The sequence below is a fragment of the Terrabacter sp. P5_B1 genome (genome assembly GCF_056400505.1).
In genome coordinates this window covers 1-11,353 of the sequence record NZ_JBFULD010000116.1, presented here as the reverse complement: position 1 = coordinate 11,353, position 11,353 = coordinate 1, and the positions used below count along the sequence as shown (strand labels likewise).

Here is an 11,353-nt window from a genome sequence, read left to right as displayed (position 1 = left end):
CGCTGACGGCGGCGAGCTTGCGCGCCGGGCCGTTCTGGCGCGACGGGACGGTGACGAGCGCGAGACCGGAGGCCGCGAGGTTGGCCGAGCTGACGAAGACGAACGGCAGCTCGCGGTAGGACTCGTGCCAGGTCGGGGTCGCCGTGTCGGCGAGCAGCACGGCCGTGTAGGCGGCGAGAGGTGCGGCGAAGAACGCCGACCCCACGGTGGCCGGCCCGTCGGCGAGCTTCAGCGCCTTGGACACCAGGCTGAGGACGCCGGATCCGCTGGCACCAGAACGCCGCTCRAGCAGGGGGCGCCCGATCTCCGAGGCGAGAGCCGCACTGGCGAAGCTGCCGAACGCRGTCAGGATCCATGACCCCACCGACATCGGCGAGGTGAGCTTGACGGTCCGCATCATGTTGAGGGCGCGGCTCGGCTTGCCGAGGTCCTTGGCGAGCGCCGCCCCACCGAGGGCTGCACCGGCGACCGCGCCGATGCGCCCGACGCGCTGCAGCGCGGGGTAGCCGCGAGCCGCGCCGCCGGCGCCGAGCAGTGCCGAGCCCGCCGCGATGCCGCCGAGGAAGAGGTATGCCGCCACCTCCTTCTCCCACGGCGCGGGCTTGACGATGTGGCGCCCGTAGTAGCTGTCGAAGCTGACGTCGGGGACCATGATCGACTCGTCGCGGCGCTTGCCACCGTTGCGAGCGCCGCCTCCGTTGCCACGACGGCGCGGTCGCTCCGGCGGGCGGTCGGCGTCGAAGGGGTTCGTCGTCACTTTCGCCTCCCGACGAAGGAGGCCGCTGCCATCGCGAGCATCGTCAGCCCCGCGTAGCCGGCCTTGCGGAACATGTCGGGCAGGTCGGCGGTCGTGACCCGCGGGTCCGGCGGCAGGCCGTAGACCTCGGGCTCGTCGAGGAGCAGGAACGTCGAGCCGGTGCCACCGACACCGTCCTTGTCGTCGACGCCGTAGAGGCGGGCCTCGCTGTAGCCGAGCTCGTGCAGCTGGGCGACACGGGCCCGCGCGGTGGCGCGCATCTCGTCGAGGTCGCCGAACTTGATGGACGTCGTGGGGCAGGCCTGGGCGCACGCGGGCGTCTGTCCGGCGCCGAGCCGGTCGTAGCAGAGCGTGCACTTCTGGGCGATGCCGACGTTCTTGACCTCACCGTTGGTCTCGGCGTGGGACGGTGCGTTCTGGTGCGAACCCTTGGCCGTGTCACCGGTGCCCCCGGCGCCCTTGATGCTGATGCCGTGCGACTGCCCGGTCTGCTCGTGGCCCTCGTCGCCGCGGCGGCGCTCGATGACGCCGAAGGGACAGGCGGCCACGCAGTAGCCGCAGCCGTTGCACACGTCGTCCTGCACGACGACGGTGCCGAACTCGGTGCGGAAGAGCGCCCCCGTGGGGCACACGTCCAGGCAGGCGGCGTGCGTGCAGTGCTTGCACACGTCCGAGGCCATGAGCCAACGCACGTCCGGCACCGGGGTGTCGGACGGGCCGGGGCCGGCCGCAGCGCCCTGGCGCAGCTCACCGGGAGCCGTGAGCGTCGCGGTCGCCGTGCCCCCGCCACCGGCGACGGCGGGCTCGTCACCGGACCGCACCGACGGCATACCGAGGGAGACGAGCTTGCGCCCCGACTCGCGGGCCTGCTCGATGCGGTCGCTCGTCTGCTCGACGAACGCGACGTGGCGCCACGTGCTGGCGCCGAGGGCGCCGGTGTTGTCGTAGGACTGGCTCAGCAGGTCGAGGCCGTCCTCGGGGATGCCGTTCCACTCCTTGCAGGCCACCTCGCACGCCTTGCACCCGATGCAGATCGAGGTGTCGGTGAAGAAACCCTTGCGTGGCTCGTGCCGGTCCCACGCGGCGTCGGCCGCCGGGTCGGTGGGGCCGGAGAGCTGGTTGCGCCAGAAGCCCATCGTCAGCCTCCTCTCGTGTCGGGGGTGGACTCCGGGTGGCCGGTTCGCAGCTCGTTGCTCGTCATGACGGTGCTGCCGGCGCGCGACTGGTACTCGCCGACGAGGCGAAGAAGTTCCTCGCCGGCCGGGCGACGGCCGGGGACGATGTCGCACGAACCGGCCTTGCTCTCCTGGATCTGCACGTTCGGGTCGAGCGCGATGCCGAGCAGGTCGTTGGCGGCGTCGCCGCTCACGACCGCGTTGCCGCCGACACCCCAGTGGTAGGGCAGCCCGATCTGGTGGATCGTGCGGCCCCGGATCACCAGAGGCGTCATGCGCTCGGTCACCATGACCCGGGCCTCGATGGCCGCTCGGGCCGACACGATGGTCGCCCACCCGCCGTTCTCGAGACCCCGCTCGGCCGCCAGTTCCGGCGAGACCTCGCAGAAGAACTCGGGCTGGAGCTCCGAGAGGTAGGGCAGCCACCGGCTCATGCCACCGGCCGTGTGGTGCTCGGTCAGCCGGTAGGTCGTGAAGACGTACGGGTAGACGTCGGCACCCGGCGCGTCCCCGGACGGGCTCCAGAGGTTGTCCTTGCGCGGGAACACCTTGCGCGCCGGGTTCGACTGCTGCGCGTACAGCGGGTTGCGGACCGGTGACTCCTGCGGTTCGTAGTGGGTCGGCAACGGCCCGTCGAGCATGCCCTTGGGCGCGAAGAGCCACCCCTTGCCGTCGGCCTGCATGACGAACGGGTCGTCACCGGCGAGACCGGCGGGACCGCCCGTCCCGGGCTCGGGTCGGAAGGAGGGCGCCTTGTCCGGCACGAAGTCGGGCACGTCGTGACCGGTCCACTTCCCGGCCTCGGCGTCCCACCAGATGTAGCGCTTGCGCTCGCTCCACGGCTTGCCCTCGGGGTCGGCCGAGGCGCGGTTGTAGAGGATGCGCCGGTTCGCCGGCCACGCCCAGCCCCAGTCGAGCGCGGTGAGGTCCTGCTCGCGCCCGGGCTTGCGGTCGGCGGCATGGTTCTTGCCGTCGGCGTAGACGCCGGTGTAGATCCAGCAGCCGCCGTCGGTGGAGCCGTCGGCCTTCATCTCGGTGTAGGCCGCGAGCGGCTGCCCCGCCTTGTCGCCGGTGAGGTGGCGGCCGTTGATCTCGGCGAGCACCGCCTCGGCGTCCGGGTCGCCGTGCTCGTCGGTGGGGTAGTCCCACGTCAGGTCGAGCAGCGGGCGGTCACGCTCGTCGGTCGAGTCGCCGAGCAGCTCGCGCACCCGGCGACCGAGCTCGAAGAAGAACTGCAGCTCGCTCTGGCAGTCGCCCGGGGGCTGGACCGCCTGGTGGTGCCACTGGAGCATCCGCTGGGTCTGCGTGAACGACCCGCTCTTCTCGGTGTGCGCAGCCGCGGGGAGGAAGAAGACCTCGGTCTCGATCTCCTCGGTCTTGAGCTCGCCGGAGGCGATCTCGGGACCGTCCTTCCAGAACGTGGCGGACTCGATCATGTTGAAGTCGCGCACGACGAGCCACTTGAGGTGGGCCATGGCCTGCCGCTGCATCCGCCCGTGGGCGGAGCCGACGGCGGGGTTCTGGCCGAGCAGGAAGTAGCCCTCGACCTGGCCGTCGAGCATCGCCATCGTCGTCTGGTAGGTGCCGTGCGCCCCGCTGAGCCGCGGTAGGTAGTCGAAGCACCAGTCGTTCTCGGCGGTCGCGGCCTTGCCCCACCACGACTTGAGCAGGCTCACGGCATACGTGTCGGCGTTGGCCCAGAAGCCCTTCTGCTCCTTGTTGCCGATCGCCCCGAGGTAGTCGTCCCACGTGTCGTGCAGGCCCGCGACGGGCATCGCGAGGTAGCCCGGCAGGATGTTGTAGAGCGTCGGGATGTCGGTCGAGCCCTGGATGCTGGCGTGCCCGCGCAGCGCCATGATGCCGCCACCGGGTCGGCCCATGTTGCCGAGCAGCAGCTGCACGATGGCGGCGGTGCGGATGAACTGTGCGCCGAGCGTGTGCTGGGTCCAGCCGACGGCATACACGAACGCGGTCGTGCGCTCGCGGCCGCTGTTCTCGGTGACCGAGCGCGCGAGGTAGTCGAAGTCGTCGACGCTGATGCCGCACGTGTCGGCCACCATCTCCGGGGTGTAGCGGGCGTAGTGCCGCTTGAGGATCTGGAAGACCGTGTTGGGGTCCTGGAGCGTCTCGTCGCGCAGCACGCGGGCGTGCTCGAGCGCGGGGCCACCGGAGCCGTGCTCGTCACCGGCAGCCCGCTCGGACTTGGTGTGGCCGTGCTCGTGGCCTGCCGCGGGTCCGCCGATGGTCCCGAGGGCCCCGTCGCCCTCCTCACCGTCGGCGCTGGCGTAGGCCCACGTCTCCTGGGAGTAGTTGCCCTTCTCGTCGTCGTAGCCGGAGAAGAGCCCATCGAGGTCCTCGGTGTCCTGGTACTCGTCACTGACCAGCGTCGCTGCGTTGGTGTAGGCGACGACGTACTCCTTGAAGTACAGCTCGTTGTCGAGGATGAACTTGATGAGGGCGCCGAGCAGCACGACGTCACTGCCGGCACGGATCGGGATGTGCTTGTCAGCCGTCGCCGAGGTACGCGTGAAGCGCGGGTCGACGTGGATGACCCGGGCGCCCTTGAGCCGCGCCTCGGTCACCCACTGGTAGGCGACCGGATGGCACTCGGCCATGTTCGATCCCTGGATGACGATGCAGTCGGCGTTGGACAGGTCCTGCACGTACTGCGTGGCGCCGCCGCGCCCGAACGAGGACCCCAGACTGGGGACCGTGGAGGAGTGTCAAATACGGGCTTGGTTCTCGATCTGGATGGCGCCGGCGGCGGTGAAGAGCTTCTTGATGAGGTAGTTCTCCTCGTTGTCGAGCGTCGCTCCGCCCAACGAGGCGATCCCCATCGYGCGCCGCAGCGGGCGCCCGTGCTCGTCGTGGTCCTGCCACGTGCGCCGACGGGACTCGACGAACCGCTGCGCGACCATCTCGACGGCCGTCGACAGCTCGATCGGCTCCCAGTCCTTGCCGCCGGGACGGCGGTAGAGCGCCTTGCGCTGGCGGCCCGGGTTGTTGACGAGCTGCTCACTCGCAGATCCCTTGGGGCACAGACGGCCCCGCGACACCGGCGAGTCCGGGTCGCCCTCGATCTGGACGACGCGGCCGTCCTTGACGAAGACGCGCTGGCCACAGCCGACGGCGCAGTACGGGCACACGCTCTGGACGACYTTGTCCGCGGTGGCGGTGCGGGGTGCGAGCTCACGCGTGTGGGCGGAGGTCACTGCCGGCCCACGGCCGAGGAAGTCGCCGGAACGCACCTGCCGGACGACCGGCCAGGACAAGAACGTCTTCTTCGGATCCACGTTGCACCTCTCGGCTGTGCGGACGACACCCATCTGCGACGCACCTCACGGCGCACCAATGGGGCCATACCCAATCGGACGCTTGAAAACACCATTGTCGCGGACATCTAGAATCGCAGGTAGATGACGAGCCACCCGACCTCCGACACGCCAGGCCGCAGGACCGCTCTCGCGCGGAGCCTGCTGGCGATCGGGCCGCACCGCGGCGCCCACCGGGTGGCCCTGCGGGCCGGTGTGTCCGTGCTCGTCCCGCTGCTCGTGCTGGTCCTGCTCGGCCACGTCGAGTGGACGTCGTATGCGGCGTTCGGCGCCTTCACCTCGCTGTACGGGCGCAACCACTCTCGGGCCGAGCGTGCCGGCATGCAGGCGGTCGCCGGCGCCTTCCTCACCCTGGCGGTGACCCTCGGCGTGCTCGTGGCCCTGGCACCGGACTCGCGGTGGGTCGTCGTGCCCGTGGGAGCCCTTCTCGCAGCGGCCGGCTCGCTCACCTCGGACGCCTACGGCTGGCACCCGCCGGGCCCGCTCTTCCTCGTCTTCGGCTTCGCTGTCTGCGCCACGGTCCCGGCCACGCCGGCGACGGTCCCGGTCGCGGCTGGACTCGCGGCCGCCAGCGCCCTCTTCTCCATGGCCGTCGCCCAGGTCGGGCTGCTGCGCGAGCCGGCGTCGTGGGCACCCCCGGTGCTGCCCGTGCCGCGATTCCAGGACGCCCTCGCCTCACCCGGCGCCGTGACCCACCTCGTCCGCTACGCCGTGGCCCTCTCGGTCGCGGGCGGGGTAGCCACCGCCCTGGACTGGCAGCACCCGTACTGGGCCATGGTCGCGGCGGTCGTCGTCCTGTCGGGCCCCGACCTGCTGTCCCGGCTGACCCGCGGCATCCAGCGCGTGGTCGGGACGCTGCTCGGGCTCGGCGTGGCCGCGGTGATCCTGCAGTGGGGGCTGCAGGGCGTCGTCGCCGTGCTCGCCATCGTCGTGCTCCAGGTCCTCACCGAGCTGTTCGTGGGCCGCAACTACGCCGTCGCGCTGCTCTTCATCACCCCCCTGGCCCTGCTCATGGGCCAGCTGGCCCACGCCTCGCCCACCGTCCCGCTCCTGCGTGACCGCTTGCTCGAGACCGTGCTCGGCGCCCTCGTCGGAGCCGCCATGCTGCTGGTCGTCCCCGACCGGTAGCACCTGGGTGACAGCCCCGCGAAGACGGGGACAAGTCCCGATGTGCTCGCCCCTGCTCCGGACGAATCGTGGAGTGGCCGGCGGAAGGGCCGCCGCCCTCGTCCTCGCGGCGCGGTCCGGCATACCCTCGGTGCAACAGCTCGCCCGGTCCGCGCGCGCGTCGCTGGACCTGTCCAAGGATCGCGCCGACGCCGACTGGACGGACACCTGGCACGGGAAGCACCTGTCCATCGCCGACGCCTTCGACGCCCAGCTCTCGGGCGGGCCCGCCGGCAAGGAGCTGCTCGCCGCCCGGCTCCGAGTGACGCGTCCTGCGGCGGCCCAGGGGTTGAGAGCCGCTCCGGCGCGGTCGCTGGCGGTCCGGCTCCCCTGACGGGCCGAGCTCAGGGAATCGCCCCCCAGACCGCCAGGGCCACGTAGACGGAGCTGGTCACCCCGGCGGCACGCCGCGACGTCGGGCCGCTCCACCCGCGCTGCACGCCCGAGCGCCGCCCCACCAATGCCGTGCTCACGAGTACATAGGCGCCGTCGCACGCGAAGGCGAGGACCAGGACGCTCACCCCGAGGAAGAACAGCTGACCGGTGGCCGCACCATGTCGGACGTCGACGAACTGGGGCAGGAAGGCCATGAAGAAGAGCAGCGACTGAGGGTTGAGCAGGTCGACGAGGAACGCGTCCCGCGCCAGGGCCCAGCGCGCGAGCCGTGGACCTTCCGCCGAGGTGCCCACCCCTGCGCCGCCGGTGGGCAGGGGGCGCACGGTGCCGGCAACGACGCGCGCGCGGTGCTCGAGCGCGACCCGCGCGGCGAGGAACAGCAGGTACGCGGCGCCGGCCAGCCGCAACCCCGTCATCGTGACCTCCGACGATGCGGCGAGAGCCGACAGACCCACCGTGGCCGCAGCCACGTGGACGAACAGCCCTGCCTCCAGACCGACGACGGACACCAGCCCGGCGGCGCGCCCGAGGGACAGGGCCCGGGTCACGGCGAAGACCACGGAGGGCCCGGGCACCACGAGCAGGGCGACGGTGGCCATGAGGAACGGGCCCATCCTCTCCATCGTGACCACCCTTCACCGCCAGGCCGCGCCCGGCGCCTCGGGGCCGCGACGCAGGCCCCGAGGTTCAGTCGCCTCCGACGGGTGTCCTGATACATCCGTCGGAGGCGACCGGCCGGGGACGGGCGTGCTCAGGGCGGGTCGCCGTTTAGGGACGTGAGCCTGCCCGGCGGCATACTCACGTGGTGACGAAGAACCTCAGCGAGCGCATCCCGCGGGACCCTGATCCCGACGGCCTCTACGAGGTCTTCACCGAGTGGACGACCGAACGCGGCCTGACCCTCTACCCGCACCAGGAGGAGGCGTTCCTCGAGATCCTCAGCGGCAGCAACCTCATCCTGTCGACGCCCACGGGCTCGGGGAAGTCGCTCGTCGCCACCGCGGCCCACCTCACCGCGCTCGCCGATGACCGCGTCAGCTTCTACACCGCGCCGATCAAGGCGCTCGTCTCCGAGAAGTTCTTCGCCCTCTGCGAGCAGTTCGGCGCGGACAACGTCGGCATGATCACCGGCGACGCGTCGGTCAACGCCGACGCCCCGATCATCTGCTGCACGGCCGAGATCCTCGCGAACCTCGCGCTGCGGGAGGGCAGCTCCGCTGACGTGGGGCTCGTCGTCATGGACGAGTTCCACTTCTACTCCGAGCCAGACCGCGGCTGGGYCTGGCAGGTCCCGATCATCGAGCTGCGGCAGGCTCAGTTCGTCCTCATGTCAGCCACCCTCGGCGACGTCACGATGTTCAGGGACGACCTCACCCGCCGCACCGGTCGTTCCACGGCCGTCATCACCGGGACCGAGCGCCCCGTCCCCCTCGAGTTCTCGTATGCCGTGACGCCCCTCCACGAGACCATCGAGGAGCTCCTCGCGAAGGACCGCGCGCCCGTCTACGTCGTCCACTTCACGCAGGCGGCCGCCCTCGAGCGGGCCCAGAGCCTCATGGCCGTCAAGATCACGACGCGCGAGGAGCGCGAGGCGATCGCGGCCCGCATCGGCAGCTTCCGCTTCGGCGCCGGCTTCGGCCGCACGCTCTCGCGGCTCGTGCGGCACGGCATCGGCGTGCACCACGCGGGGATGCTGCCGAAGTACCGCCGCCTCGTCGAGCAGCTCGCGCAGGACGGCCTGCTCAAGGTCATCTGCGGCACCGACACCCTCGGCGTCGGCATCAACGTGCCCATCCGCACCGTGCTCCTCACCGGCCTGACGAAGTTCGACGGGACGAAGCAGCGCACCCTCAAGGCGCGTGAGTTCCACCAGATCGTCGGACGAGCGGGCCGCGCGGGCTTCGACGCGCGTGGGTGGGTCGTCGCCCAGGCACCCGAGCACGTCGTCGACAACCTCCGCGCCGTCGAGAAGGCGGGTGACGACCCCAAGAAGCAGAAGAAGATCCAGCGCAAGAAGGCGCCGGACGGCTTCGTCAACTGGTCCGAGGAGACGTTCGAGCGGCTCATCGTCGCCGAGCCCGAGCCGCTCCAGCCGCGGATGCGCGTCTCGCACTCGATGCTCGTCAACATCCTTGCGCGAGAGGGCAACCCGGTCGCCCACGCCGCGCGGTTGCTCTCCGACAACCACCACGAGGCCAAGGACCAGCGGCGCCTCCAGCGGCACGCGCTCGTGCTCGCCAGGGAGCTGCTCACCTCGGGCGTCGTGGAGCGTCTCGCCACGGTCGAGGAGTCCGGCCGTCGCCACGCCCTGACGATCGACCTCCAGCGCGACTTCGCCCTCAACCAGCCGCTCGCCCCCTTCGCTCTGGCTGTCATGGACACGCTCGACCCCGAGTCGGACTCCTACGCAAGGGATCTCGTCTCGGTCATCGAGGCCATCCTCGAGGACCCGCGCCAGGTGCTGTGGGCGCAGGAGTTCAAGGCGCGTGGCGAGGCCGTCGCCGCGATGAAGCTCGACGGCATCGAGTACGAGGAGCGGATGGAGCGGCTCGAGGAGGTCACCTGGCCCAAGCCGCTCGCCGACCTCCTCGAGGTGACGCTCGCCGCGTACCGCCAGACCCACCCGTGGATCTCTCAGGACGCCCTCTCGCCGAAGGCGGTGGTGCGCGAGATGTACGAGCGCGGCATGACCTTCAACGAGTTCGTCTCCTACTACGGCCTGTCCCGGTCGGAGGGGCTCGTGCTGCGCTACCTCACCGACGCCTACCGCGCGCTGCGCCGCACCGTCCCGGAGAGCCACCGCACCGATGAGCTCGAGGACATCATCGAGTGGCTCGGCGAGCTCGTGCGCCAGACCGACTCGAGCCTGCTCGACGAGTGGGAGGACCTCGTCAACCCCTCGGACTCCGTGACCCAGCAGGCCGACGTCGCTCCCCCGGCCCGGCCGGTCACCGCCAACGAGCGTGCCTTCACCGTGATGATCCGCAACGCCATGTTCCACCGCGTCGAGCTCGCCTCCCGCGACGAGTGGGAGGCTCTGGGGGAGCTCGAGGCCCGCGTCGCCGAGCTGACGGACCCGCCGCAGAAGGTCGTCATGGACGCCCAGGCGTGGAACGACGCCCTCGGCGCCTACTACGACGACCACGACGCGATCGCGACCGACCAGGGCGCCCGCTCGCCCGCCCTCCTGCAGGTGGAGCGCACGGCGACCGAGTGGCGGCTGCGCCAGGTCGTCGTCGACTCGGACGACGACCGCGACTGGGGCATCACCGCCGCGGTCGACCTCGCGGCCAGCGACGACGCCGGCGCGGCCGTCCTGACCGTCACCGGTTTCGAGCGTCTCGGCGGMTGACCCCCGTCAGGCCCGCGACTCGGCCAGCTTCTTCAGCTCGGTCATGGCGCCCTCGGTCTGCGCCGGCAGCTGGCGATTGATCATCGGGGTGAAGACCTTGCCGAAACCCTTGGTGTCGATGGTGATCGTGTGGGTCAGTCGGGTCTGATCGGGGCTCGGACCGGGCTCGACGTCGAAGTCGACCGTGACGTCCATCATCTTGTCGGTGAACCAGTTCGTGAGCTTGCGGTCCTGCTCGCGTGCGACCACCTTGCCGTCCATGACGCCGGTGCGGCGCCCGTCCTTGTAGTGGTACTTCAGCTGAGTGCCCACCGCCGTCGGCCCGCCGGTGAGGTTGTCGAGCTGGGTGCAGCGCCCCAGCCACTCGGGGGCGCGCGTGACGTCATCGAGGATCGCGAACACTGCGGCGGGAGGAGCGTCGACGATCTCGGTACGGGCGTGGTGGGGCATGTGAAAGGACCTCCCGGGTCAGGCGTCGGATCGGCGCCGATCGGGCCATCGTCGCACTCCCGATAGGTTGGACGGCGTGGATCTGCGCGAACACGCCCTTGCGCACGACGGCGTCCTCCTCGAACCCGTGGCGGGCGGCAACGGCACCGGGGTCCTCGTGCTCTCCGGGTCCAGCGGTCGCGTCGAGCGGGACCGCGCCCGGCTGCTGGCCAGGTCCGGCGTGTCCGCCGCCCTGACGTACCGCTGGTTCGGCGGCGACGGCCAGCCGGCCGGCATCTGGGAGCACCCGCTCGAGTCCKTCGCCCCCGCGGTCGCCTCCCTCGCCGAGCGCTGCGACCGCGTCGTGCTGCTCGGCGTCTCCAAGAGCGCCGAGGCCTTCCTGCTGTATGCCGCCGACGACCCGGTCGTCGACGCCGTCGTCGCGCTGGCGCCGAGCCACGTGGCGTGGGCGAACGTCGGACCCGGGCCGGACGGCGAGCTTCGCCCGCAGCACTCGTCCTGGTCGCGGAACGGCGAGCCGGTCCCCTTCGTGCCGTACGACGACGACGCCGAGCCGGTCGGCGACCCGCCGGCCTTCGCCCCGGTCTACGCCCAGAGCCTGCGCACCGGCGCCAACCGGGTCCCGGCAGCGACGATCCCCGTCGAGCGGTTCTTCGGCGACGTGCTCCTCGTCGCGGGCGGTGACGACCGGGTGTGGCCGTCGGTGACGTTCGCGCGGGCCGTC

At 71.2% G+C, this 11,353-nt stretch carries 9 protein-coding genes; 4 read left to right on the top strand and 5 right to left on the bottom strand.

Annotated elements, in window-relative coordinates; translation table 11 throughout:
• The 3 genes from nrfD to fdh all read right to left on the bottom strand — a co-directional run.
• The coding region (gene nrfD / locus AC1DP0_RS10400) for an NrfD/PsrC family molybdoenzyme membrane anchor subunit (protein WP_478084336.1) at nucleotides 1-757 on the bottom strand (757 nt) is incomplete at its 3' end.
• Nucleotides 754-1,893 (bottom strand): 4Fe-4S dicluster domain-containing protein, encoded by a 1,140-nt coding sequence (locus tag AC1DP0_RS10395; protein ID WP_478084334.1) that lies wholly within the window; start codon nucleotides 1,891-1,893, stop codon nucleotides 754-756. The genes nrfD and AC1DP0_RS10395, both read right to left, overlap by 4 nt.
• 2 nt (nucleotides 1,894-1,895) lie before the next feature.
• Entirely contained in the window at nucleotides 1,896-5,225 is a 3,330-nt protein-coding gene (gene fdh, locus AC1DP0_RS10390) for a formate dehydrogenase (protein ID WP_478084333.1), read from the bottom strand.
• A 123-nt stretch (nucleotides 5,226-5,348) separates the two neighbouring features.
• Here fdh and AC1DP0_RS10385 point away from each other — a divergent pair, with 123 nt between their 5' ends.
• Together AC1DP0_RS10385 and AC1DP0_RS10380 are read left to right on the top strand one after the other, a co-directional pair.
• Nucleotides 5,349-6,392, top strand: a complete 1,044-nt coding sequence (locus tag AC1DP0_RS10385; protein ID WP_478084331.1) for an FUSC family protein — start codon at nucleotides 5,349-5,351, stop codon at nucleotides 6,390-6,392.
• 73 nt (nucleotides 6,393-6,465) lie between these two features.
• The gene (locus AC1DP0_RS10380) at nucleotides 6,466-6,765 is read left to right on the top strand and encodes a hypothetical protein (RefSeq protein WP_478084329.1); all 300 of its coding nucleotides are present in this window, start codon (nucleotides 6,466-6,468) and stop codon (nucleotides 6,763-6,765) included.
• Nucleotides 6,766-6,775: 10 nt separating this feature from the next.
• Here the strand turns inward: AC1DP0_RS10380 and AC1DP0_RS10375 are convergent, their stop codons facing one another.
• Nucleotides 6,776-7,450: a LysE family translocator gene (locus tag AC1DP0_RS10375; RefSeq protein WP_478084327.1), complete on the bottom strand. Its 675-nt coding sequence runs from the start codon at nucleotides 7,448-7,450 to the stop codon at nucleotides 6,776-6,778.
• A 179-nt stretch (nucleotides 7,451-7,629) separates the two neighbouring features.
• On the opposite strand from AC1DP0_RS10375, the gene AC1DP0_RS10370 reads away from it, so the two are divergent.
• Nucleotides 7,630-10,179: a DEAD/DEAH box helicase gene (locus tag AC1DP0_RS10370; protein WP_478084326.1), complete on the top strand. Its 2,550-nt coding sequence runs from the start codon at nucleotides 7,630-7,632 to the stop codon at nucleotides 10,177-10,179.
• A 6-nt stretch (nucleotides 10,180-10,185) separates the two neighbouring features.
• On the opposite strand, the gene AC1DP0_RS10365 is transcribed toward AC1DP0_RS10370, so the two are convergent.
• Entirely contained in the window at nucleotides 10,186-10,629 is a 444-nt protein-coding gene (locus AC1DP0_RS10365) for an SRPBCC family protein (RefSeq protein ID WP_478084325.1), read from the bottom strand.
• Between the two features lie 76 nt (nucleotides 10,630-10,705).
• Between AC1DP0_RS10365 and AC1DP0_RS10360 the strand changes: the two genes are divergently transcribed.
• Nucleotides 10,706-11,353: acyl-CoA thioester hydrolase/BAAT C-terminal domain-containing protein (locus tag AC1DP0_RS10360; RefSeq protein WP_478084322.1), on the top strand; the 648-nt coding region annotated here is incomplete at its 3' end.

Excerpts from the sequence above, each read along its gene's own strand:
- AC1DP0_RS10375 (WP_478084327.1), bottom strand. The coding sequence starts at position 7,450 with ATGGAGAGGATGGGCCCGTTCCTCATGGCCACCGTCGCCCTGCTCGTG.
- AC1DP0_RS10395 (WP_478084334.1), bottom strand. The coding sequence starts at position 1,893 with ATGGGCTTCTGGCGCAACCAGCTCTCCGGCCCCACCGACCCGGCGGCC.
- AC1DP0_RS10365 (WP_478084325.1), bottom strand. The coding sequence starts at position 10,629 with ATGCCCCACCACGCCCGTACCGAGATCGTCGACGCTCCTCCCGCCGCA.
- AC1DP0_RS10385 (WP_478084331.1), top strand. The coding sequence starts at position 5,349 with ATGACGAGCCACCCGACCTCCGACACGCCAGGCCGCAGGACCGCTCTC.